This window comes from Clostridium sp. D53t1_180928_C8 (genome assembly GCF_015667795.1).
Lineage (GTDB): Bacteria > Bacillota > Clostridia > Clostridiales > Clostridiaceae > Clostridium.
The window spans coordinates 1-25,652 of record NZ_JADPEL010000014.1; the positions used below are offsets into that span (position 1 = coordinate 1).

Consider the following 25,652-nt stretch of genomic DNA (forward strand, 5'->3'; position numbering starts at 1 on the left):
TCCTATTGAATATAGAAGCCACACCTTAGTAGCATAATTTTATATTATTTACCCTGTCTACTTGACAGGGGGCAGTTAATTCTGCACAACCTTTTAATATAGCCCTTTTTATTTAATTTTCTTATTGCCTAAGCTTCTTCGACCTTCTTACCGAATATTTGTACCCCTACGTATAACGCAATTAATGAAAGTGGCAATACTATATATACTGATATACCTAAACCAGCTGGAATATATCCAAATAATATAGTTATCGCTGCTACAAATAATGAATACCACATTTGCGTCTTGACATGATCAATATGATTACAACCTGCACCCATTGAAGAAAGTATAGTTGTATCAGATATTGGTGAACAGTGATCTCCAAATATAGCCCCTGTTAATACAGCACTTGTACAAACTACTACAAATGACATTTCTGGATTTATTGAATGTGCTAACGGTATTGCAAGTGGCATTAATATACTCATAGTTCCATATGCAGTTCCTGTTGAAAATGAAATTACAGCCCCTAATATAAATATTAAACTTGGTAATAAAAATGCCGGTATTGCCCCTTTTAATACCTCAACTAAGTAATATGCCGTTCCAAGTTCTTTAATTACTGATCCTAATGACCAAGCTAATATTAATATAACTCCAGTTATTATTAATCCTTTCATTCCATCAACCCAAACATCAATAGCTTCACCTAAAGTGAATATTTTTTTAGCAACTCCCATTAAAATAGCAACTATTGAAGCAAATAAAGCTGATTGGAATAATGCTACAGATGCATCTGATGCTGCAAATGCCTCCATTATACCTTTAAATGAAAATGGTGAATTCATCATTATTTCTTGAGCAACTGATGGATCTCCACTCATTATTGAACTATATCCACTATAATAAAATGCTACTAATGCAGAAATTATTAATGCTCCTATTGGTACTATAGCATTCCATATACTAAGCTTAACGCCTTCCTTTGGTTCTAATTCATCCATTTGAGATGATGCTTCTACAGCAATTTCATCTTTAACTACTTTATCTCTATTTCTTGCTGCAATTTCAGCTTTTCTCATAGGTCCAAATTCCTTTAATGTTAATGCTGTAATTACTATGAATGCAAGAATTAATATGTTATAAAATCTATATGGTATTGTTTGAAGAAATACTCCAAACCCACTAGCTTCTATACCTATTGAGTTAAATCCATCACCAATTAAGCTAACTTCTAATCCAATCCAAGTTGATATAATAGCTAATCCAGCTACTGGAGCTGCAGTAGCATCTATTATAAACGCTAATCTTTCTCTTGATATCTTCATCTTATCAGCTACCGGTCTCATTATTGGACCTACTATTAATGAATTTGCATAATCATCAAAGAATACACATAATCCTAAAAGCCAAGTTGTTAATTGAGTACTCTTAACAGTTTTAGCTTTTCTAGCTAAGGCTTCTGCTATAGCTTTTGCTCCACCCATTTTAGCAACTAAATTAATGACTCCTCCGATAGCAAGTACTTGAAGAACTATTCCTGCATTCCATGGATCTGCAAGAGAGTTTAATGCTCTATTTACAAAATCTAAAAACGCTTGTATAAATGCCCCAAACACATTATGTCCCGCAAGACTAACTAAAAAACTACCAGATAAAATTCCTATAAACAACGAAATAACAACATTTTTTGTTATAAATGCTAATACTATTGCAACTAATGGTGGTATCAAAGTCCAAATTCCAAACTTATCTGCATTTACCGCCGCTGGTTCAATTTCTGATGCAAATGCAATAGTAGTTGAGAATGCTAATATTAACATTGTGAGTAATAATACTTTATAACTTCTTTTTTTCACTTTTATTTCCCCCTTAATTAATATAAAAGCGAATAATAAGGGTACCCCAAATTAACTAAATAAAAAAAGACCTTGAGTTAACACCCAAGGCCTTGTATGCATTAAAATAGTATAAAAATACAAGTCTTAAATGATAGCTCACCACAAAACATTTTGTGACAGTAGTACATATATTTTATGTACTCCCAGCTATACAACCTTAAAGCATCGGTTGTATGCTTCGGCGATTGCTCCTTTCTTATTGAATCACAGTGCTTTCCTCATCAATAATACTATTAACTTTCGCGCCTCTACCCTAAGTTATTCACTTTTTTTATCTTTTAATCTGATTATATAATCAATTTATTACATTTGCAATACCATTTTATAACTTTTTATATTTATTTTTTTGAATATTTATTCATAAAATTTTCAATATCTTCTGCTGATTTAATTATATCTTTAGATAAATTAACAACTCCATCTTCAGTTACTAATATATCATCCTCTATCCTTATTCCGATTCCTTCTTCCTCTATATATATGCCTGGTTCAACTGTAAATATAACTCCTGGCTCAAAAATTATATCTCTATGTGGAGTTTCTATATCATGAGTATCCATACCTAAACTATGACCTATACTATGATAATAATATTTTCTAACATCTTTTTTATCTTCAATAAGTCCTAATTTTATACACTCCTCTGCAATCAAATCAGTTGCCTTTGCATTAACATCCTTATATTTCATTCCTGGCTCAATTAAATTAATAATTTCTTCATTTACTTTTAAAACCGAATTATAAACTTCCTTTTGTCTTTCAGTAAACTTACCGTTAACAGGAAAGGTTCTTGTTATATCTGCATTGTAACAATTATATTCTGCTCCTAAATCAAAAAGAATTAAATCATCTTCTTTAAGTTCTGAATTATTATCAACATAATGTAATGTTGTAGCATTTTTTCCTGCTGCAGCTATTGTTGTAAAAGCTAAGCCTGTTGCACCTTTCACCTTACAATTGAAATCAAAGTATGCTTCTAATTCATATTCTTTCATTCCAACACGTGCTTCAACCATTAATTTTTCAATACCACTCTTAGTTATTTCAATAGCCTTTTTAATTTTTTCTACTTCCTCTTGAGACTTTTTTAATCTTAATTCACCAATTTTACTATAAACATTATTAATTCTAACTTGTGGATATTTATTCATGATATCATTTGCAAATCTATGTGAAATTGTTCCTTCTCTATTAGCACTCATTCTTTCTAAGTCTAAATAAAGATTTATTTCTTCTGCCATAGTAAGTATTGAATGCATATCAGACTCAAATTGACTTTTAAACTTAACTTCATCTACTGCTGTAAGTTCAGTTGCTTCTTCCTTCCTAATACTCTTACCTACCCATTTTTCCATTTCTAAATCAATATCTTTTATATAAAGCTTAGAAGTCTTAACTCCATTAATTTTTGACATAACTAATATATGATCTTCTTCATTTATTCCAGTTAAATAATAAAAATTTCTATTTGGAGTAAATGGATATGTTTGATCTCCTGTCTTTTGTACTGCCTTTCCTGCAAATAAAACAACAATTGAATTATCCTTAATTTTCTCTAAAAGATTATTTCTATTAATTTTATAAATATTGTTATTCATAGCCCTATCTCCTTTTAAATTTACTCTGCTGCTAATAATTTTACACTTCTAACATTAGGTAAAGAATTTAATCTAGCTGCCAATTGGCTAACGCTTTTTTCCATATGAGAAATATCAATAGTAACTGTAACATTGGCTGATAAGTTTATTGGAATATCCTGATTTATAGTTAATATATTTCCTTTATAAAAAGCTATACAATCTAAGACCTTAGATAATGTTCCTGATTTATGTGTCATTAATAATATTAATGTTACCTTCTTAGATTGCATATCTTGTGCCATTAAAAATACATCATCCTTATATTTATAATATGTACTTCTACTAATACCAACTAATTTTATAGCCTCACTTATATCCTTTGCTTTTCCAAGTTCAATATTCTCTTTTACTTCAATTACCTTTTTAAATATCTCTGGTAATGATTTTTCATTTACAATATAAAATTTTTCTTCCCCCATAATCATTCTCCATTCGATTTATTTTAGTAATATTATACAACCAAACCTTTTACAGTGCATTAAAAATTTTACATTTCCAACTCTCAATCACAATATAGTTAAATTGCAAAGCAATTTATATCTAAGGTTCTTCAGCCAATTAAGATTTTTGACTAACTCGGAAAAGATGTTTCCTTTCAAAATTAGCATAATCTACATTAACAATCTTAATTAGCCGTTAGTCCCTTAAATTTTATTTTTCTTCTCACTTCTATTTAACTATTATAATATTAATATTTTAACCATAAGTATAGCCATAATAACTGCAGTCATATCTGCCATAACTGCAGCCCATACTGTATGTCTTGTTTTCTTTATTTTAACAGCTCCAAAATATACAGTTACAGTATAAAATATTGTCTCTGTAGTTCCCATAATAACTGATGAAACTAATCCTATAACACTGTCTGCTCCATAATTTTTTAATATATCCGTAAAAATCCCCATTGCTCCACTTCCTGAAAGAGGCTTAATTAGCACTAGAGGAACAACTTCCTTTGGTAAATCTATTAATCCACAAATAGGAGCAATAGCATTATTTAACATGTCTAATAGCTTTGCTTCTCTAAATATTTGAACTGCTATTATCATGGCTAATAAATAAGGAAATATATTAAGACATACTTTTAATCCCTCTTTAGCCCCTTCTATGAACCAATCATAAACCTTTCTACCTTTTATCATTCCATAAGTAATAATAATTAAAACTATTATAGGTATAATACTTTTTGTAATATAACTAAACATTTAACTCACCCCACAATATTAAAAATACTTTTGCATTATTTTACAACAAATTATACCTACTATTGCTGCAATTCCAGTAGATATTATTGCAGGAAGTATTATTACACCAGGATTAGTTGAGCCTGCTGCAGCCCTTATAGATAATACTGTTGATGGAACTAACTGAATACAAGCAGCATTTAATACCAAAAACAAAGCCATATCATTGCTAGCTATACCTTTTTCTTTATTTAATCTATCCATTTCTTCCATTGCTTTTATTCCAAAAGGAGTAGCTGCATTTCCAAGTCCCATCATATTTGCTGTTATGTTCATAACTATTGCGCCTAATGCTTTTTCATCTTTAGCCGCATCCTTAAAAATAAGCTTTAATATAGGCTTCATAAGCTTGGCTAACTTCTCTGTAAATCCACTATTTTGAGCAACTTTCATAACTCCACACCAAAAACACATTAATCCAACAAGTCCAATAATAAATGTAACTGTAGTATCTATAGATCCTATTATGGCATTTGATACTCCCTCACCATTTCCCGTAAATATACCAACTACTAAGCCTAAAAAAATCATTACAAACCATATATAGTTAATCATCTTTTCTCCCCCTATTTATTTTTCTTTATAATATATGCCTTGCAACGCCTATTTATTAGTGATAGGATAAATATATCAACATAACTTAAACTCTAAATTTTAATTTAGTAAGTTAAAGGTACATCTTCAAATTTAAAGAAGATACTTCGTCTAAGTTTTATTTACCTAACAAAGGAGATTTGTCAATGAAAGAATCAAATTTAAAATTAGCTCAAAAAGATATTGATGATGCATTAAAAGCTGTAGAAGAAATGGAAAACTGCATTAATGAAGGAAATGAAAAAAATAATATAATAAAAGAAAAGTTTATTACCTTAACAGAAAAAGTTCAAAAATTAGAGAGCTTATTAAAAACTGAAGGAATTCTATAATATTAAGAAAAAAGAGGATAGTTTATCTATCCTCTTTTATTCTACCTACTAATATAGCAATTATTTTTTGAATATTTGATAACTAACTTATACCCTAATTCTCAAATTCCCAATAATATTACCTATACCTAATTGATTGTGTACCCAACTTAGAAATAATCGCTACCAGTAAACGTTATCAAATTATCTTAATTATATCATTTTTTTCCTGTTATTTCAACATATTTATATAAAAAAATATAACTACCTCTAATTAGAGGTAGTTATTAAACTACTTAGAGCTTTCTCTTTGTATTAATTTATAATCTAATACATACTGATCTTGCTCTAAAGGTTTATTATTTAATATTTTAATAAGCATTCTCATTGCAACTGATCCCATATCATAACTTGGTTGTTTAACTGTAGTTATCTTTGGATAGAAGTATGAAGCAACAGCATTATCATTAAACCCTATTACACTTACATCCTCTGGAACCTTTAAGCCATTTTCTCTTAAAGCATTAATTACTCCCATAGCAATTTCATCTGATGAGCATACTACTCCATCAAACTTTTTACCAGTAGCTAAAAAGCTTTCAACAGCCTCATATCCACTTTTAACCTTTAAATCCTTAAAGAATGCTAAATCTTCATCAATAGAAAGCCCATTTTCTTCTAAGGCTTTTTCATAGCCTATATGTCTTTCTCCCCAAGCATTAGACGCATCCTTGTTAACACCAACAAAAGCAATATTTTTTAATCCTTTGTCTATTAAACTCTTAGTGGCATCATATGACGCTTGTATATTATCGATAATTACACTTGGTAATCTACCTTCCTTATCCTTAGATTCTGCAAGAACTGTCTTTAAATCTAATTCATTTATTATATCTAAAGTTTCTTCTTCTAAACAAGAACTCATGTAGATAACACCATCAACCATCTTTTCCTTAAGTACTCTTAAGTAATCTTTTTCTTTATCATAATCAAAGTCAGAATTACATAATATTACATTATAATCATAAATATTTGCAACGTCTTCTGCTCCTCTAACTATTTCAGGGTAGAATCCACTTGAAATATCAGGAACTAATATCCCTACAGTTTTCGTTCTTTGTGTTTTTAAACTTCTAGCTACAATATTCGGTCTATATCCTAACTTTTTAATAGCATCTAATACCTTCTTTTTAGTATCTTCATTAACAACATCTATATCATTTAATACTCTAGATACCGTAGCTATTGAAACGCCAGCTTCTCTAGCAACATCTTTTATAGAAGTAGCCATATCAACATCACTCCATTTTCATTTTCATTTTAATTATTAATTATACCTTTTTTTCCTATTTAATACAATAATTTTAATTACTTTTTACATTCAATATTTCATAATTGTAAAATATACTATTATTGTTTGAAAAAAGGGTAGGAATTATTACTTAATCCCTACCCTTTATAATAAAGACCTTAATTATTTAATAACTTCTACTGTCATATTTAACTTCTCGCCATTTATAACTGTTTCAGTATAATCAACTTCTTCATTGTAAACTATTTCTTGGGTTAAGGTTTCCTTCTTTATAACTTCAGCAAACTTTTTAATTACATCTAATAACATTTCATTATCTGCTACATATAATTTAATTTTGTCTGCAACCTCAAACCCTTTATCTTTTCTCATATTTTGAATCTTAGATATTATTTCTCTTAAGTGACCTTCTTCTCTAAGTTCTTCAGAAATATGTGTATCTAAAACAACCCCAATTGAACCTTCACCAGCAAATGCATAACCCTCTAGCCCTTGCATAGTAACTAATAAGTTTTCCTTATTTAATTCAATCTCGGTTCCATCAACATTAATAACTACTACTCCACCATTTTGAATAGTTTGAGCTAATTCCATTTGGTTTCTTGCAGCTATTTCTTTTCTTATTCCTGGTATTAACTTACCGTAAGCTCTTCCTAAAACAGGTAGGTTAGGCTTAATTTCAAAGTTAACATGAGTAGAAAGATCTGCACCAAATTCTACAGCTTTAATATTTAACTCATCTGTTATTATATCTCCGTAATATTCAGGAAGTGAATCTGTAGAAATAAGCATCTTAGAAAGTGGCTGTCTATTCTTAATATTAGCACCATTTCTTGCACTTCTTCCTAACTTAACTATTGTGTAAGCTAAGTCCATTTCCTTTTCTAAGTTCTTATCTATAGCAGTTTCATTTACTTCTGGCCAGTTGCATAAGTGAATGCTTTCTGGAGCATTTTTATCTAATCCAACTACTAAGTTTTGATAAATATTTTCTGTTATAAATGGAACGAATGGAGCTGCTACTTTAATTAAAGTTGTTAATACTCTATATAAAGTTACATATGCACCAATCTTATCATCAGTTAACTCTTCAGACCAGTATCTTCCTCTATTTCTTCTTACATACCAGTTTGATAACTCATCAGTAAAATCTTCAATAGCTAATGCAGCTTGAGTTATTTGATATGAATCTAACATAGAATCTACATCTTTAACTAAAGTATTTAACTTAGACATAACCCATTTATCCATAACATTTTCTGAAACAAAATCAGAATAGTTTAATGGATTAAATTGATCTAATTCTGCATATAAAACGTAGAATGAGTAAACATTCCATAAAGTTCCCATGAACTTTCTTCCTGCTTCACCAACGTCATCTATTGAGAATCTTGTAGGTAACCATGGAGCACTTGCAGTATAGAAGTGCCATCTTGTTGCATCAGCCCCTTGAGAGTCTAACACTGTAAATGGATCTACAACATTTCCTTTAGATTTTGACATCTTTAATCCCTTCTTGTCAAGAACGTGACCTAAAACTATACAGTTTTCAAATGGGTTTCTATCAAATATAGCAGTTGAGATTGCTAATAAAGTATAGAACCATCCTCTTGTTTGGTCAACAGCTTCTGATATAAATTGAGCTGGATAGTTTTCTTCAAATAATTCTTTATTTTCAAATGGATAATGTAATTGTGCAAATGGCATTGAACCTGAATCAAACCAACAGTCAATAACTTCATTAGTTCTTGTCATTTCTTTACCACATTTTTCACAGTTTAAGTGAACATTATCTATATATGGTTTGTGTAATTCGATCTCTTCTGGTACATTAACTCCCTTTTCTTTAAGTTCTGCAATGCTTCCTATACATTCTTTATGTCCGCATTCACAGTTCCATATTGGAAGTGGTGTTCCCCAGTATCTATCTCTTGAAATACCCCAGTCAATAACATTTTCTAAGAACTTACCAAATCTACCTGTTCTAATGTTATCAGGATACCAGTTAATTTTATTATTATTTTCTAAAAGCTTATCTCTAAGCGTAGTCATTGCAACAAACCAGCTTTCCTTTGGATAGTAAAGAAGTGGTGTGTCACATCTCCAACAGTGTGGATAAGAGTGTAGGTGCTTTTCAGATTTAAATAACTTATTATTCTCTTCTAACCACTTACAAATGCTTTCATCACATTTCTTAACAAACTTTCCAGCCCATGGAGTAACTTCTTCTACGAATCTACCTTCTCTATCAACTAAGTTAATGAAAGTAATTCCGTTAGCCTTAGCTACTAAACTATCATCTTCACCGTATGCAGGTGCTATATGAACTATACCAGTACCATCTGATAAAGTAACGTAATCACCATGTATTACTTCAAATGCTTTTCCTTCAACTTTACCAAAAGGCATTAATTGTTCATATTTAGTTCCTAATAATTCTGTTCCTTGGAATTCTCTAACTACTTCGTAATCTTCCCCTAAAACTTTATTAGCTAAATCTTTAGCTAATATTAATGTTTCTTCCCCAACTTTTGCTTCTATATAAGTATAAGCTTTGTTTATACATAAAGCTAAGTTTGAAGGTAATGTCCAAGGAGTTGTTGTCCAAGCCAATATATACTTGTTTTCTTCTCCTACAACTTTAAATTTAGCTATACAAGTTAAGTCCTTAACATCCTTATATCCTTGTGCAACTTCATGAGATGATAATGCAGTACCACATCTTGGGCAGTAAGGCATTACTTTATGTCCTTCATATAAAAGACCTTTATCCCACATTTGTTTTAATGCCCACCAAACTGATTCAATATATGGATTGTGATAAGTAACATATGGATGTTCCATATCAACCCAATATCCAATTTGATTAGTCATTTTTTCCCACATACTAACGTATGTAAATACGCTTTCTTTACATTCTTTAACGAACTTTTCTACTCCGTATTCTTCGATTTGCTCTTTACCTGAAATACCAAGCTTCTTTTCTATTTCAAGCTCTACTGGAAGCCCATGAGTATCCCATCCAGCTTTTCTTATAACCTTATATCCCTTCATAACCTTATATCTTGGGATAATATCTTTCATAACTCTTGTTAATACGTGTCCAACATGTGGTCTACCATTAGCTGTTGGAGGTCCATCATAGAAAGTGAAATATTCACCATCTTGATTCATATCAAAATTCTTTTTTATAACATTTCTTGCAGTCCAAAGATTTGCTACTTCTTTTTCAAGACCAACAAAACCATTTGGTAATTCTACTTTTTTGTACATAAGAATTCTCCTTTCTCTATAGTTATTAACTATTTAAATTATTCTCTTAAAGACATATTTTAATCCTTTGTTCTGAAAATAAAAAAAACTCCATCCCAAAAGGACGAAGTGAATTCGCTATACCACCTAAGGTTAATAAACTCATACCTATTCTATGAGCCATATTTCAGATACTTTCATACCCTATCCCTTAACGCGGGCTAACGTGATAGCTTAATTGTAATAACTTTCAGCCTCAAACTCCTAGGTGATTTTCCTTAAGTTATCTTATGATTTCACACCAAACAATCACTCTCTTAAAAGAATAAACTAAAGTACTTATCCTAATCATAGTCTTTAATGAATTTATTATATATTAATTAATTATAAGTTGTCAATTGCATCCAAAATTTTATTTTAGTTCTTCATTTTTCACTCTTCTCTTTTATTCAAACAATAATAATTATTATTTAATATTTATTGTTGACTATTTTAGTATACTATGATTTAATATAGTTGTTGAAACGTATTACTCAAAAATTAATTTACCTAATAATTAATTTTTGTGTTTCCTAATATCTTTGTATTTTGGAGGATCTGTTATGGAAAACAATTTAAATGCTGATATCCTTGATAAGATAACTAAAGTTTGCACTTGTAAATCTATATCCAGAGCAAAAATTAAAGAAGCTATAAAAAATGGTGCCCATACTGTTGATGAGGTTTCTAAAATAACTGGTTCATGCACTGGAAGTTGTCATGGATTTAGATGTAAATCAAAGATTCAGAATTTAATTAACGATTATTCAAAATAATACCCAATCCAAAACTCCCCTATAAGTTTAACGATTTAAACCACTTACATTGTAAGTGGTTTTTTTATTAAAAATTAAAGATGAACTATCAACTTCATTTATCACTTCATCTTTAGCAGTATAATCTTCAGAATTCATCTACTTTGATATCTTAATAGTATTTGCATTTTACGTTTTTTCTATACCATATTATTTTAAATTTTACTTTTTAATTCTCCCCATTATATATTCATCTATATATTCTCCATTTCTTATTGCTGAAAGCTTTTTAGTTCCCTCAATTTCAAATCCAAAAGCTTTATATAGCTTTAATGCCCTAATATTATCTGTAAATACGCCCAATTCTAACCTTTTAAGCATAAGCCAATTATCTGCTAAATCAATAACTGTTTCCATAAGTTTCTTACCAATACCTTTTCCTTGATAATCCTTATGTACCATAATTCCTATACTAGCAGAATGCCTAAGTCTAGGACTTTGAGCACCATGTAATCCTACTGTTCCAACTATCTTTTTTTGTCCATTTTCTATTACCTCTGCTATATAAATATGTGCATCATTACTTAAATTTTCAATAAAATTTTTACTTTTATTTATTCTTTCACTGGTTATTCCTAGTATATTTTCCCTTACACCCTCCATAACTCTTAATTCATTAAGTCCTTCTGCATCTTCCACTCTTATTGCTCTTATTTTTATATCCATAGTTTTACCTCCTAAAATTAAACTATTTTTTTACTTCTCTATTAACATTAACTTCTCCTTTCTTTTTAGCTGTTTAATAGCATACTCCCTTTTCATGGCTTCTATTTTATCTTCATATTCCTCAAAATAAACTAATTCTACCGGTAATCTAGCCCTTGTATATTTTGCACCTTTTCCTGACAAATGCTTTTGTACTCTTTTATCTAAATCATTTGTCCATCCAGTATATAAGCTATTATCACCACATCGTAAAATATAAACATAATTCATACTTAATCTACCTATCTATAAATTTATTATATATAAATTATACATTGTCACTAAAACAAAAAGCCACAGACTTTCCTGCGACTTTTTATATCATTATATTTAAGTTATTCATTATCATATAAATGACATGCTATTTTATGACCATTCTTCTTTAATTTTAATTCAGGTTGCTCTTTTTTACATATATCCATACACTCTGGGCAACGAGTATTAAATTTACATCCAACTGGCGGATTTGCAGGTGATGGTAGGTCACCTTCTAATATAGTTCTATCCATCTTTACATCAGGATCCGGAACTGGAACTGCACTTAATAATGCCTTTGTATATGGATGCATTGGACTTTTAAATAACTCATCCTTAGGTGCCATTTCAACTAAATTTCCTAAATACATTACACCAATAACATCAGAAATATATTTTACTACTGATAAATCATGTGATATGAAAAGATAAGATATTCCTCTCTTTTCTTGAAGTTCTTTCATAAGATTTATTATCTGCGCTTGAATAGACACGTCCAACGCACTTACAGGCTCATCAGCAATTATTAAGCTTGGATTAAGAGCTAATGCACGCGCAATACATATACGTTGACGTTGTCCTCCTGAAAACTCATGTGGATAACGATCAATATGATAAGGTCTTAAACCACAATCCTTCATTATTTGCATTATATAATCTCTGTATTGTTCTTTTGGAACTATGTTGTGAGCTCTAACTGCTTCACCAATAATTTCACCTACTGGCATACGTGGATCTAATGAAGAATATGGATCTTGGAAAATAATTTGAACTTCTGGCCTAATTTTTTGAAGTTCCTTTTTAGACATTTTAAAAATATCTTTTCCATTTAATATTGCTTCACCTTCAGTAGGCTCTGTTAATCTTAATATGGTTCTACCTGTTGTAGTTTTACCACATCCTGATTCACCTACTAAACCAAATGTTTGTCCCCTTTTTATATCAAAAGATACACCATCTACTGATTTAACATGTCCAACAACGTGTTGAAATACTCCGGCTTTTATAGGAAAGTGTTTCTTTAAATTTCTAACTTCTAAAATATTTTCGTTACTCATATTTTACCTCCCTTTCTGCCCTACTCGTAAAGATGACAGCTTACTTCATGCGTTTCTGTTATTTTCTTCATAGAAGGATAATCACCAAAACATGTTTCAAAACATTCATCACAACGATTTTTAAAGTAGCAATGATTTGGCATATTAATTGGATTAGGAACATTTCCTGGAATAGAATATAATTTTTCATTTTCTGAATTCATACTTGGTAATGATTTTATTAATCCTATTGTATAAGGATGTTTAGGATCTTTAAATATTTCATGTACTGTTCCCTTTTCAATAACTCTACCAGCATACATAACTACAACATAATCACACATACTAGCCACAACTCCAAGATCATGAGTAATAAGCATAATAGAGGCATTAATTTTACACTTTAAATCATGAAGTAACTCTAAAACCTGTGCTTGAATAGTAACATCAAGAGCAGTAGTCGGCTCATCAGCAACAATTAATTGTGGATTACAAGATAACGCCATTGCAATTACTATTCTTTGCTTCATTCCTCCACTTAGTTCATGGGGATATCTCTTAACTATTCCTTCTGGATTAGCTATACCTACTAATTTTAATAAATCAATTACCTTTGTATTAACTTCATCCTTTTTCATTTTTGGATTATGTAACACTATTGGTTCAGCTAATTGATCCCCTATAGTAAATACAGGATTTAAACTTGACATAGGTTCTTGGAAAATCATTGAAATTTCATTTCCACGAATTTTTTGCATTTCTGTTAAAGGCAATTTAGTAATATCTATTGCTTTTCCTCTATTTTTACAATTAAATTTTATTTCCCCACCTACGATTTGACCTTGTGGTCCCTGTAATAATCTCATTATAGATAAGCTTGTTACAGATTTTCCACAACCTGATTCCCCAACAACACCTACTGTTGCTCCTTTAGGAATACTAAAAGACACACCATCGACGGCTTTTACAGTTCCAGTATCAGTAAAGAAATGAGTTTGTAAATTGTTAAACTCTAATATATTATTTTCATCACTCATAGTAGTTGTATAATAAGACTCTGGCACATTCTTAATTTTCTTTTCTTTATTATACTTTTTATACATCTTAGCATTGAATTTTTTAATTTCTTTCATTTTAGCTTTTTGTTGCTTATTAAATTCTTTTTTTGTCATTTCCATCTAAGCTCACCTACCTTTTCATCCTTGGATCAAATGCATCACGTAAACCATCACCAATAAAGTTAAATGCCATAACTATAAATAAAATTAATATTCCTGGTGGTAACCAGATATTTAAATAATTTTTCATTATTATAGAACTATTAACTGCGTTAACCATATTACCTAATGAAGCATATGGGAATGCAAGTCCTACTCCTAAGAAACTTAGTGCAGATTCCGTTAATATAAATGAACCAAGGTCCATAGTTGCCATTACAATAATTACTGGAGTAACATTTGGTATTAAGTGTTTAAATATTTTACGTGGTACACTAAGTCCACAAGCCTCTGCTGCTTGCATATAATCCATTTCACGAATAGATAGTATTTGGCCACGCACCATTCTAGCAACACCAGACCAGTTAAATACCCCCATTACTATCATTAAAAAATAAATTTTTGATTGTGGCTTAATTCCAAAGGCAGACATTAATGATGCTGTAACTAACATTAATGGGAAAAATGGTATACAGTAAAAGATATCTACCAATCTCATAATTATCATATCTATTTTCCCACCATAGTATCCTGCTACACCTCCTAGAGTTACTCCTAGCAATAACTCTATTATTGTTACAACAACACTAAATACAAGAGATATTCTTCCTCCATACATAAGCCTAGTTAATACATCACGTCCATCCGCATCCGTTCCTAATGGATGAGCTATTGACATAGGTGCCTTAACATTAACACCTACATTTTTTTCTTTAATCTTATCTGTATCTGTCATTCTTATTTCTTGACCATTTGTTTGATTTATATAAAATATTTCATATTCTCCGTAAGGTGAAAAAAAAGGTCCTACAAATGAGAAAAGAGAAATCGCTAAAATAATACATACTCCTAAAATAGCTAGTTTATTTCTTAAAAATCTTTTCATTATTAATTGACCTGGAGTTTGAATTATTTGATTTTGTTCAAATATATCTTGTTCTTCTTGATTAGCTTGATTTGTATTTTTAATTTCCTCTGAAGTTAACATCAAAACCCCTCCTAATTATATCTAACTCTCGGATCAACTACTGCATACAGGATATCAGAAATTAATGTTCCAACTAGCGTAAGTACTGCCATAAACATTAAATATCCCATTAAGAAAGGTAAATCCTTACTATTAACTGCATCAAGTGCAGCTTTTCCTAAACCAGGAATTGAGAATATACCTTCAGCTATAATAGCTCCAGCAAATAGACTTGGTATTGTACCACCAATGAATGTTACTATTGGAATTAATGTGTTTCTAAATCCATGTTTATATATAACTTTATGTTCTGATAATCCTTTTGCACGTGCAGTTCTTATATAATCAGCATTTAAAACTTCTAACATATTAGTTCTAACATATCTTAACCAACTACCCATACCTATAATCGCAAATACTGTAATAGGAAGAATAAAATGATATCCAATATCTAATGTCAATCTAAATCCTGTAAAGTTTTCTCTAGCTGTAACCATACCTGATAAAGGTAACCAACCTAATCCCATTGCAAAAATTCTTTGTAATACTGCTGCTAAAAAGAAACTTGGTAAAGATATACCTGCTAAAGCTAAAAAAACTATAGCATAATCCGTTTTTGTATATTGTTTAGTTGCTGATATAATTCCTAATGGAATAGCAATACAAAGCTCTATAACAAACGCTATTGCTGCTAACGAAAATGATGTCCACATTCTACTTGATATTACCTCTGTAACAGGCTTTGAATAAAGAAAAGATATTCCAAAATCACCTTTAATAGCATTTTTAATCCAACTCACATACCCTTCAATAACACCACCATTTAAACCATAAGATTCTCTCAATAATTCTTTTTGCTCTGCAGTTATACTAGGATTTCCTGAAGTCATTTGCTCAACAAAATCTCCAGGCATAGAACGTAATATTCCATAGATTAAAAAAGATACTCCAAAAAGAACTACAATACTAATTAACACACGACGTATAATATATTGCTTCATAATACACCTCTTTCGTTTATATTAAAATTATTAAAATATTAAACATAATTAATAAGCTCTATAACTATCTAATTTCAATTCATATATATCAAAATATGAGGATGCTAATTAAAACATCCTCATACCTAAATACTATAGAACTACTTTAACTCTAATAAATGAATTTCATTTACATAGTTATAGTAAGTTGAAGTATTTTCTGGAATTGTATCTACATTAACTGTATTCCCGTTGTAAATCCATAAGTTTTTACGTTGGTAAACTGGCATATAAGTAGCCCAACTCATAATTTGATCTAACTCTTCTTTTACTAATGCTTTTCTTTCATCAAAATCAAGAGTCTGCATTACTTGTTTTAATAAATCATCTACTTTTTCATCTTGTACCCAAGTTCTATTAGAACCACCAGCTTTTACGAATTCACTACCGAATAATTGAGTTAAATCACAGTCAGTAGAATTACCCCAAGCCATAACCCACATATCTATATCATCATTTTGTTGACGATTATTTAAAATTGAGAAGTCAAGGTCACTAACAATTAATTCAGCTCCTAATTCCTCCATATCTGATTTCATTTGAGTTAATATTGGTGTAGATGGATGAGATGCTGCACTACCGATACCAACTTCAACGCTTAATTGTTTTCCATCCTTAACTAATTTGCCATTAACTTGCTCGTATCCAGCCTCTTTGAAACATTCTAATGCCTTATCTTTATCATATCCCCAATATTCCTTAGCATCTTGTGGATATTCAGCTAATGTTGGAGTCATTGGTCTTTCAATAACTTCTGCTAATTCACCATAATAAGTAGCAATGGCTTGTTCTCTAGTCATTAAATGCATTAAACCTTCACGAACTTTTAAATCTGGAATTCTCTTGGCAGAAATTGCAATGTATCCATAACCTGGATTACCAATCAAAGAGTATTTAATTTCGTTAGCTTCCAATTCTTCCATTATCTCTAAAGAAGCACTTGGATCAGTGATATCAATATCACCTGAAATAACAGCATTTACTTTTTGCTCTTCATCAACTACTTGATATTTAATATTTTCAATTTTAGGAGTACCTAAAAAATAATCATCAAATTTAGTAACAGATACAACGTTATTGTCATATCCAACCCATTTGTATGGACCAGATCCCATTGGTGAATCATTCTTAGATTTTATTTTTGATAAATCCCCTTTAGTAAATTCAGCATCATAGTAATGCTTTGGAGTTATAGGGTTTAAAGTTAATTGACGATCTGCTGTAATATTTACTCCATTTACCAATACTGTACAAGTTAAATCATCAACTTTTGTTATACCAGTAATTGTTTCAACATCAATCCCATCTGCAAGACCTGCATTTATATAATCCTCAGATAATTTACTTACCCACCATGAAACTGCATCATAGTTATCTTTATATTTCTCATATTCACATTTAGCTAATAATTCTAAGAATTTATCACTATCAGATGCAACGCTATCAGCATCATAACCTTCATTTTTTAAGTACTCAACGAAAGTTGTTCCATCTCCTGGATCTCCATTTGGATCCCCTGCATACCAACCATCGCAATTTGATTCAATTAAAAATTGCATAAAGCTTTCTTCATTTCCAGCTTTTTCAGCAGCTTGAGCATTGATTTCTGCTACTTTTGTTGAATAATTAGCATCATCATAATAATATTCCTTCATTCCTACAATATCTACTGCTGAAACAAATGATGACATTCCATCATATGTAGGGTCTGCATATACATAATAAGAAAATATTAAGTCATCAATAGTTACAGGCTTTCCATCATGGTATGTCATTCCATCTTTTAACTTAATAGTATATAAAGTTTGTACACTTCCATCCTCTGCTGTTACTTCTTCTGAACTTATACTACCAGCCTTATCTATCAATTCATTATTTTCATCTCTTTCACAAACCTGTGTAAAAACTGTTTCAAATGCTTGTGCATCATAAGCTGATGTGTAAAAGAATGGATTAAATACTCCATTAAATGTTTGAGTACCGATAACTAATGTATTACTGCTGCTACTGCTAGTAGTTCCATTATCCGTACTACTTCCTTCATTGCTTTTACTATTACCACACCCTGCTACAGTTAGTAACATAGTGGCCGATAATAATACTGCAAGTATCTTTCTTTTCATAATAAATTTCCCCCTTTTTATATTTCTAAAATTTATATAATAATCTATAAAAACCTTATAGAAATTATCCCCCAATAATTTTGTTCCTTTTTTGTAATTTACTTTATTATATTACAGTTTATTACATTTTATATATTGTTAAATATATCATAGGTTTTTTATTAAGTCAATTATCAATCCCTATTTTTTTTAACACTTTATTCACTATTTTTTTATCTTTTTAATCATTTTACTGTCATAACCTATTTAAAAATCAAATTTTATTATTTTAATATAAGTTCTCATTACGAAATTCATATATTTTTATCTATTTATTACAAATTTTATATTAATTTACATATAGAAATAGTAAATTATTTTATAAGTAAAATTTACACTGTTATTTAATAGTTATGTTATAATTTTATAAGATTTAAAATAAGGAGATGTAAATAATGAGTAGTAAATTTTTCTTACATAAAGGAAAAAATAAAAGAGCTGAGCAAGGTCGTCCTTGGATATACATAGATGAAATAAATGAATATGATGGTGACTATGAAAATGGAGACATAGTTGAAGTATATAATCATAAAAATTACTTCATAGGTAAAGGTTACATAAACGATAAAAGTAAAATAACAATTAGAATAATGACAAGGGATATAAATGAAGAAATAGATGAAGCTTTCTTCAAAAAAAGATTTGCTGCTGCATGGGATTACAGAAAAACTGTCATTGACACTTCTTCTTGCAGATTTATATTTGGAGAAGCAGATTTTCTTCCTGGATTAACTGTAGATAAATTTGAGGATTATTATGTAATACAAATTTCTACTTTAGGAATGGATAAATATAGAGACTTAATAGTTAAAATATTAGTGGAAGAATACAATGCTAAAGGTGTATATGAAAGAAGTGATATAAAAACTAGAGAAATTGAAGGCTTAGAACAAACTAAAGGCTTCTTAACCCCAGCCTTTGATACTAATGTTGAAATTATTGAAAATGGAGTTAAATACATAGTTGATTTAGAAAATGGTCAAAAAACAGGATTCTTTTTAGATCAAAAAGAAAATAGAGCTGCAATGCATAAAATTTGTAAAGGTAGAGATGTTTTAGATTGCTTTACTCATACTGGTTCATTTGCCTTAAATGCAGGTATTGCGGGTGCAAAATCAGTTTTAGGAATTGATGTATCTCAACATGCAGTAGACTGTGCAACAAGAAATGCAGAGCTAAATAACCTACAAGATACAGTTAAATTTGAATGCCATAATGCTTTCGATGTTCTTGGAGATTGGTCAAGAGAAGGTAAGCAATATGATGTTGTTATTTTAGATCCTCCTGCATTTACTAAATCTAGAAATACTGTTAATGCTGCAATTAGAGGTTATAAAGAAATTAATCTTAGAGGATTAAAGATGGTTAAATCTGGAGGGTATTTTGCTACTTGTTCATGCTCTCATTATATGAGTGAAGAACAATTAAAGAAAACCGTACTTGAAGCTGCTCATGATGCAAGAAAAACATTAAGACAAATTGAAGTTAGAACTCAAAGTTCAGACCATCCAATTCTTTGGAATTCTGATGAATCATACTACTTAAAATTCTTTATATTCCAAGTAGTTTAAGATTAATTAAGTGATAATTTAATGTAGAAACTCTTTAAGGAGTTTCTACATATATATTTAAAATTCAGCCTAAGCTGAATTTATTCATTAAATTGTTACTTATCAACCTTGCTAACTTATAACTGATTAAATATTGCTTTTTCATTATATTTCATAGGTTCTACAGTAGGAAATAAAATTACCATTCTTATAATATATACTGTTATTAATAAAATAATAGCTATTATTAATATACATTTAAAATATTTTCTTTTAAGAACTAAAAGTAATATTACTACAAATGGTAACCAAAATAATGGATGAAATTTAAATGCTTTTATAATATCTCCATTAATTACTTCTGTAATAGCCCTACTCATACCACATGATGGACATGGAACTCCTACAACACCCCTTATTAAACAAATACTTCCAGTAATTGAAGAAATTTTTTTCATAATCAAAAATATAATAAGTATTCCAAATGCTATTAAACTTAATACTTTTATAAATTTTATCTTTTTAGTATTATAACTAAAATATTTATTCATCATCTTAACCTAGTCACATATAAATTAATAGTTACAATAAGGTATCGTATTTTCATCATAATTTAAATTATTATACATATCTTTAAAACTATTAATTTCCTCAGGATTTATTTTATAATATTTATCATCTATATTCATAATATAATCCTTAATAATTATAGTATGATTACTTTCTAACCCATTAGTCTGAATTAAAAAATCCCATTCTCCTAATAATTGTTCTGGAACTTTTTCTTTAGAAATATTATTTATAAATTCAATAATATTATCTATATCTATTTTATTATCTATAGACTTATAAGTGTTTCCATCTATTATATTCTTAATTATTACTTTATCAATATTAGTAGAATCTATAAAACTATCTCCTAATGTATCTTGTAAACTAAACTCTTCTGGTATTCTTTTTTGTGTATCATTATCAACGGCACTTCTAGCTTCAGATTCATTATTACTAGCTATCTCAGGAATATCTCCACTATATCTTGCAATTTGATTATCTAAACTTTTTTCTATAGAATCTGACTTATTAAAATCAACTCCATATTTTACTGACATTCCAGCTATAAATATAAATGCAAAACATGCAGCAGTAGTCCATAATTTCTTGTTATTATACCATCTATTAGTTTTCTCTTGTTTTTCCTTATCTAAATTTTCTAGAGTTTCTTCAAGTTTATATTCAAAAGATTTTGGTAAGTCAAACTCTTGCTTTTCATTTTCACTTTTATTTTCTAAATATTTATCAAATTTATCCATGAAGCTCCTCCTTTAAAATATTATATAGCTTTTCTTTTGCTCTAGATAACCTGGACTTTATAGTTCCTTCCCTTACATTAAGGACTTTTGCTATATCCTTATATTTCATATCCTCAAAGTAAAATAATATTGTTGTAGTTCTTAATTCATCATCTAAAGAATTAATTGCATTATATAAAGATAAATCTTTATAACTATCATTAATCCTTATATTTTTAAAGTGATCTTTATCTACCGCTACTTCTCTAAATCGCTTTTTATATAAATTATTACTTTCATTTATAACTATTCTTATTAACCAAGTTTTAAAAAAGGCTTCATCCTTCAATGTTTTTATATTTTTATACGCCTTTAATATAGCCTCACTAACTGCATCCTCTATGTCTTCTTCCTTACTTAATATAGATTTAGACACTCGATATAATGCGACCTTATTTATTCTAATTAAGTTACAAAAAGCATCCTTATCGCCTCTTTTTGCCCTTTTAACTTCCATTATCAATTCATCTTTACTTAGATTATCTATTGAAGCCTCCAAACTATTCGCTCCCTTCATCCATTAGACTTAAATTCATCTCTCTTTGTTCCATAAAAGAACACTATAAAACTTTAATTTTATTAACCTAACTTATCCCCACTAACATAAAACAGAGTAGGAGTTCTCTTAGATATATTATAAATTAAAAAGCGACTGTTGCAAAAATTATTTGTACAGCCGCTATTAATATATCTATAAAATTAAAATTATTTAAAATCTTTTCCTTGCCAAATATTATTATCTACAAGTGCTTTATCAATATCATTTAATACTTCCCATTTTTTCAAACTCCACATTGGCCCAACTAAGCTTTGTCTTGGTGCATCACCTGTTAGTCTATGAACTACCATATCTTCTGGTATCATAGCTACACTCTTACATATTAAATCGATATAATCCTCTCTACTTAGAAGTTGTAATTCTCCACTTTCATATTGTTCTACCATCTTAGTTCCCTGCATCAGATGTAACAAATGGAATTTAACTCCTTGAGCCCCTGAATGTGCAACATAATCTACGGTCTTTAGCATATCCTCTTTAGTTTCTCCTGGAAGTCCAAATATAGTATGTACAACAACTTCAATTCCTCTTTCCTGTAATTTCTTTAAACTACTATCAAAGGTTTCAAAATCATAACCTCTATTAAAATTATGTGCTGTTTTGTCATTTATAGTTTGTAATCCTAATTCAACCCAAAGATAAGTTTTTTTATTTAATTCTTCAAGATAATCTAAAACATCATCATCTAAGCAATCAGGTCTTGTTCCTATAGATAAAGCAATAACATTTTTTTGAGCTAATGCTTCTTCATATTTTCTTCTTAGTTCCTCAACTGGAGCATATGTGTTTGTATAAGCCTGAAAATAAGCAATATACTTACCATCCTTCCACTTCTTTTCCATCATTTCTTTTCGGTCTTCAAACTGTTCTGTGATAGATAGTATTCTACTTCCAGCAAAATCTCCTGAACCTCTTGCACTACAAAAAGTACAACCTCCCTTTGCTACTTTTCCATCTCTATTAGGGCATGTAAATCCCCCATCTAGTGATATTTTATATATCTTTTCTCCAAATTTATTTCTTAGGAAATAATTTAAACTGTGATATCTTTTTCCATTCCACTCTTTTATCATTTTTCTCTCCTTATATTAATAGCTATTTATATTAATACATTTATTTTAATATTAAATAATGTAATTAAAATAGAGGTAACGCATATAAGCATTAACCTCTTTTATTTTTTACTATATTATAAATTACTTATTAATTAATTACAATTTAATCATTTCTTCGCTTTTCATATTAAAACTGTATTTACCTGTAATATCATCAATACTACCATCAGATTTATAAACATCCATTATTAATTTATCTCCATCAAAATATCCAGCTTTAACATTATATATATCTTTATTAAAAATATCATCTAATTTAGCATCTACAGCTTTTCCATCATCAGCCTTATATATATTTAATCTACTTATCCCACTTTGATTTTTATAATTAACCGCTATATTATCATCCTCTTTAGAAAATATAAAATCATCTATTTTTATATTATTTAATAAATCTACTGATACAATTTTACTTGTAACTGGCTTTTCTAAAACTTCTTGCAGACTATTTAGTGTTGAACCTTGAGATGCTGTGTCTTGAGATATATCATCAACTCCGTCTTTCATTAATGAATTATCAATATAAGCAATACAAATAAATGTATTCTTATCATCTATAGTCGAAATAGCCACCTTTTGACCAGTAAATCCCAAAACTACTTTTCCAAAGTTATTATTAGGTACTTTTTCCTTGTATAGCATAATCTTATTTTCTCTTAAATATGTATCCTTAGGAATATTATTCAAGCTTATTATTAAGCTACTTTTACCACCCTTTTCTCCAATTATTCTTAATGAATTATTATTTATGTATAATTCTCTTTCTGTCTTTGAGTTTATTTCTGCTATACTATAATTTTCATCATTTCTATTTACCTTGATAATATAACTTTCTAAGTTACTCTTAGGTTCAATACTTGAATCTCTAATAACATTAAAAATATAATATCCAAACTCACTACTTACTATAGTTTTATCTAATTGAAATCCTGTTATATCAGAAACTCCTTCTGATATACTAACATTCTCCTTAATTAACTCACTTTCACAAATATCATTAGCTTTTGCTATATCACCATTTCTAATATTTATTAAATAATTAGTTGCTAAATCCTTTCCTTTGAATACATCAAATAAATCTATGTTTGCTTCCGTATTCTCATTTATCTTAGTACATCCTATTAATAAACTAATTGTTAAAATCAATATGCTACTTAAAACTCTTTTAAAATTAACCATATCAATCTCCTTATATACTTTTATTACTCTTAAATTTATTTTTCCTAATAAAATATAGCTTATTCACAAAAAAAGAATAATTGTACTGTAACCTTTATATATTAGATATTAGAAATATATTGGGGGGATATACGTGAAAAAGGATTTCACTAAGATTTTTCAAATTGCTGTTGTATTTATTGGAACAGTTGTAGGCGCTGGACTTGCTTCCGGTAAAGAAATTACTCAATTTTTTACCTCTTTTGGTTTGACTAGTTTTTTGGGAATACTCTTTTGTGGAGTGTTTTATGTATTGATGGGGTCAATAATAGCTAAAATAGGTATTAAATATAGTCTTAACTCTTATAGCGATGTTCTAAAAATAATAAGTCCTAATTTATTAGGTAAAATAACAGGAATAATAACAACCTTTTATTTAATTTCTAGTGCATCAATTATTCTAGCTGGAAGTGGTGCTTTAATTAATCAATTTTTTGGTATCCCAAAAATTATTGGTTCTCTAATTATGCTATGTATAGCTTGTATATTTTTATTAAGAGATACCGAAGGTCTTATTGAAGTAAATTCATTTATTGTTCCAGCTTTATTAGGTACAATTACTCTTATTCTAGTGCTATATTTTTTATTTTGTAAAGACTCTATTTCATTACAACATATTGCTAGCTTTGAACCTCCTAAAAAAGGTGTTTTTGTTTCTACAATACTTTATGCAGGATATAACATACTTTGCTGTTCTGGTGTATTAGTTCCATTAAGTAATGAAACTAAAAATTCTAAGATAATGGTTTACGGAGTTGCATTTGGGGCTTTAGGCCTAACATTATTATCTGGAGCTATTAACTTATTGTTGCTAGCTAATCAACCATATATATTTGAACTTGAAATACCATTACTTCTAGTTGCCCAAAGATTTGGAACTGTTATTCAAGCTCTATTATTAGTAATAATTTGGCTTGAAATGTTCTCTACCGAAGTTTCAGATGTTTACTCAATTAGTAAAACATTAGAACAAACTTTTAATATTAAATTTAAAAAAGGAATCTTTATTGTTTTAGCTGTAGCTCTACCAATATCACAAATTGGATTTTCAAATTTAATCTCAACACTCTATCCTCTTTTTGGTTTACTTAGCTTAATATTTATAACACAATGTATTTATTTCTATTATAAACATAAATCCGAGCTTAATAGTTAAATTGCGAACTAAAACTTAGATACCACTTTTCTGAAAATCAATGGCTTTAAAACTTTAATTTATAATTTAAAGCTGATTTCCCCTAAAATTAACAACTTATCATACAAATTTGTAGCAAGAATTGTTAACTATATGGTGGGGAACTAAGAAAAACAGTGAAGATAAAAAATGAAATATTAATTTGGAGGGAAGCATTGAAATTGAGCTGTATAATTTAATAATTTATGTA

The 25,652-nt window shown here is 29.2% G+C and carries 23 protein-coding genes, 1 riboswitch and 1 other annotated feature; of the genes, 4 read left to right on the forward strand and 19 right to left on the reverse strand.

The features are described from left to right. Window positions 1-128 precede the first annotated feature (128 nt). The 5 genes from I4V51_RS10660 to I4V51_RS10680 form a co-directional block, all read right to left on the reverse strand. Window positions 129-1,844: a Na+/H+ antiporter NhaC family protein gene (locus I4V51_RS10660; protein WP_347708658.1), complete on the reverse strand. Its 1,716-nt coding sequence runs from the start codon at window positions 1,842-1,844 to the stop codon at window positions 129-131. A gap of 126 nt (window positions 1,845-1,970) precedes the next feature. Next, window positions 1,971-2,145: riboswitch (Lysine riboswitch) on the reverse strand. 79 nt (window positions 2,146-2,224) lie between these two features. Then, window positions 2,225-3,484: an aminopeptidase P family protein gene (locus I4V51_RS10665; RefSeq protein WP_195988421.1), complete on the reverse strand. Its 1,260-nt coding sequence runs from the start codon at window positions 3,482-3,484 to the stop codon at window positions 2,225-2,227. 20 nt (window positions 3,485-3,504) lie between these two features. Beyond that, complete coding sequence (locus I4V51_RS10670) at window positions 3,505-3,945, reverse strand: ACT domain-containing protein (RefSeq protein ID WP_243281481.1); 441 nt, start codon at window positions 3,943-3,945, stop codon at window positions 3,505-3,507. 261 nt (window positions 3,946-4,206) lie between these two features. Further along, window positions 4,207-4,731 carry a nucleoside recognition domain-containing protein gene (locus I4V51_RS10675; RefSeq protein ID WP_195988423.1) on the reverse strand — a complete coding sequence of 175 codons (525 nt, stop codon included), beginning with the start codon at window positions 4,729-4,731 and terminating at the stop codon, window positions 4,207-4,209. A gap of 18 nt (window positions 4,732-4,749) precedes the next feature. Continuing rightward, a complete protein-coding gene (locus I4V51_RS10680; protein ID WP_195988424.1) occupies window positions 4,750-5,325 on the reverse strand; it encodes a nucleoside recognition domain-containing protein in 576 nt (191 codons plus the stop codon). 185 nt (window positions 5,326-5,510) lie between these two features. On the opposite strand from I4V51_RS10680, the gene I4V51_RS10685 reads away from it, so the two are divergent. After that, window positions 5,511-5,696, forward strand: a complete 186-nt coding sequence (locus tag I4V51_RS10685; RefSeq protein WP_195988425.1) for a hypothetical protein — start codon at window positions 5,511-5,513, stop codon at window positions 5,694-5,696. A gap of 271 nt (window positions 5,697-5,967) precedes the next feature. Here the strand turns inward: I4V51_RS10685 and I4V51_RS10690 are convergent, their stop codons facing one another. Together I4V51_RS10690 and ileS are read right to left on the reverse strand one after the other, a co-directional pair. After that, window positions 5,968-6,966 carry a LacI family DNA-binding transcriptional regulator gene (locus I4V51_RS10690; protein WP_195988426.1) on the reverse strand — a complete coding sequence of 333 codons (999 nt, stop codon included), beginning with the start codon at window positions 6,964-6,966 and terminating at the stop codon, window positions 5,968-5,970. Between the two features lie 183 nt (window positions 6,967-7,149). Then, window positions 7,150-10,260: an isoleucine--tRNA ligase gene (gene ileS / locus I4V51_RS10695; protein WP_195988427.1), complete on the reverse strand. Its 3,111-nt coding sequence runs from the start codon at window positions 10,258-10,260 to the stop codon at window positions 7,150-7,152. A gap of 96 nt (window positions 10,261-10,356) precedes the next feature. Continuing rightward, window positions 10,357-10,600: a binding site (T-box leader), on the reverse strand. 241 nt (window positions 10,601-10,841) lie between these two features. On the opposite strand from ileS, the gene I4V51_RS10700 reads away from it, so the two are divergent. After that, entirely contained in the window at window positions 10,842-11,054 is a 213-nt protein-coding gene (locus I4V51_RS10700) for a (2Fe-2S)-binding protein (RefSeq protein ID WP_195988428.1), read from the forward strand. Between the two features lie 201 nt (window positions 11,055-11,255). Here the strand turns inward: I4V51_RS10700 and I4V51_RS10705 are convergent, their stop codons facing one another. The 7 genes from I4V51_RS10705 to I4V51_RS10735 all read right to left on the reverse strand — a co-directional run bounded on the left by I4V51_RS10705 (window position 11,256) and on the right by I4V51_RS10735 (window position 18,437). Next, window positions 11,256-11,759 (reverse strand): GNAT family N-acetyltransferase, encoded by a 504-nt coding sequence (locus I4V51_RS10705; RefSeq protein WP_195988429.1) that lies wholly within the window; start codon window positions 11,757-11,759, stop codon window positions 11,256-11,258. Between the two features lie 30 nt (window positions 11,760-11,789). Further along, window positions 11,790-12,029 (reverse strand): GIY-YIG nuclease family protein, encoded by a 240-nt coding sequence (locus I4V51_RS10710; RefSeq protein WP_195988430.1) that lies wholly within the window; start codon window positions 12,027-12,029, stop codon window positions 11,790-11,792. 104 nt (window positions 12,030-12,133) lie between these two features. Further along, window positions 12,134-13,111, reverse strand: coding sequence for a dipeptide ABC transporter ATP-binding protein (locus I4V51_RS10715; protein ID WP_195988431.1), 978 nt, complete (start codon window positions 13,109-13,111; stop codon window positions 12,134-12,136). Window positions 13,112-13,131: 20 nt separating this feature from the next. Further along, window positions 13,132-14,127, reverse strand: a complete 996-nt coding sequence (locus I4V51_RS10720) for an ABC transporter ATP-binding protein (RefSeq protein WP_347708659.1) — start codon at window positions 14,125-14,127, stop codon at window positions 13,132-13,134. A 151-nt stretch (window positions 14,128-14,278) separates the two neighbouring features. After that, the gene (locus I4V51_RS10725) at window positions 14,279-15,295 is read right to left on the reverse strand and encodes an ABC transporter permease (protein ID WP_195988432.1); all 1,017 of its coding nucleotides are present in this window, start codon (window positions 15,293-15,295) and stop codon (window positions 14,279-14,281) included. Between the two features lie 11 nt (window positions 15,296-15,306). Then, complete coding sequence (locus I4V51_RS10730; protein ID WP_195988433.1) at window positions 15,307-16,275, reverse strand: ABC transporter permease; 969 nt, start codon at window positions 16,273-16,275, stop codon at window positions 15,307-15,309. A 140-nt stretch (window positions 16,276-16,415) separates the two neighbouring features. Beyond that, on the reverse strand, window positions 16,416-18,437 hold the full coding sequence (locus I4V51_RS10735; RefSeq protein WP_195988434.1) for an ABC transporter substrate-binding protein: 2,022 nt from the start codon (window positions 18,435-18,437) through the stop codon (window positions 16,416-16,418). 434 nt (window positions 18,438-18,871) lie between these two features. Between I4V51_RS10735 and I4V51_RS10740 the strand changes: the two genes are divergently transcribed. Continuing rightward, the gene (locus I4V51_RS10740) at window positions 18,872-20,047 is read left to right on the forward strand and encodes a class I SAM-dependent rRNA methyltransferase (RefSeq protein WP_195988435.1); all 1,176 of its coding nucleotides are present in this window, start codon (window positions 18,872-18,874) and stop codon (window positions 20,045-20,047) included. Window positions 20,048-20,163: 116 nt separating this feature from the next. Here I4V51_RS10740 and I4V51_RS10745 read toward each other — a convergent pair whose 3' ends face one another. From I4V51_RS10745 to I4V51_RS10765, 5 genes are all read right to left on the reverse strand, one after another. After that, window positions 20,164-20,577, reverse strand: coding sequence for a DUF2752 domain-containing protein (locus I4V51_RS10745; protein WP_195988436.1), 414 nt, complete (start codon window positions 20,575-20,577; stop codon window positions 20,164-20,166). A gap of 24 nt (window positions 20,578-20,601) precedes the next feature. Then, entirely contained in the window at window positions 20,602-21,336 is a 735-nt protein-coding gene (locus tag I4V51_RS10750; protein WP_195988437.1) for a hypothetical protein, read from the reverse strand. Continuing rightward, on the reverse strand, window positions 21,329-21,874 hold the full coding sequence (locus I4V51_RS10755; RefSeq protein ID WP_207745946.1) for a sigma-70 family RNA polymerase sigma factor: 546 nt from the start codon (window positions 21,872-21,874) through the stop codon (window positions 21,329-21,331). Before I4V51_RS10755 ends, I4V51_RS10750 begins: the two co-directional genes overlap by 8 nt. A 206-nt stretch (window positions 21,875-22,080) precedes the next feature. Next, window positions 22,081-23,007, reverse strand: coding sequence for a TIGR01212 family radical SAM protein (locus I4V51_RS10760; protein WP_195988439.1), 927 nt, complete (start codon window positions 23,005-23,007; stop codon window positions 22,081-22,083). A 138-nt stretch (window positions 23,008-23,145) separates the two neighbouring features. Then, window positions 23,146-24,228 (reverse strand): hypothetical protein, encoded by a 1,083-nt coding sequence (locus tag I4V51_RS10765; RefSeq protein ID WP_195988440.1) that lies wholly within the window; start codon window positions 24,226-24,228, stop codon window positions 23,146-23,148. Between the two features lie 133 nt (window positions 24,229-24,361). On the opposite strand from I4V51_RS10765, the gene I4V51_RS10770 reads away from it, so the two are divergent. Beyond that, window positions 24,362-25,423, forward strand: a complete 1,062-nt coding sequence (locus I4V51_RS10770; RefSeq protein ID WP_195988441.1) for a transporter — start codon at window positions 24,362-24,364, stop codon at window positions 25,421-25,423. Window positions 25,424-25,652 lie beyond the last annotated feature (229 nt).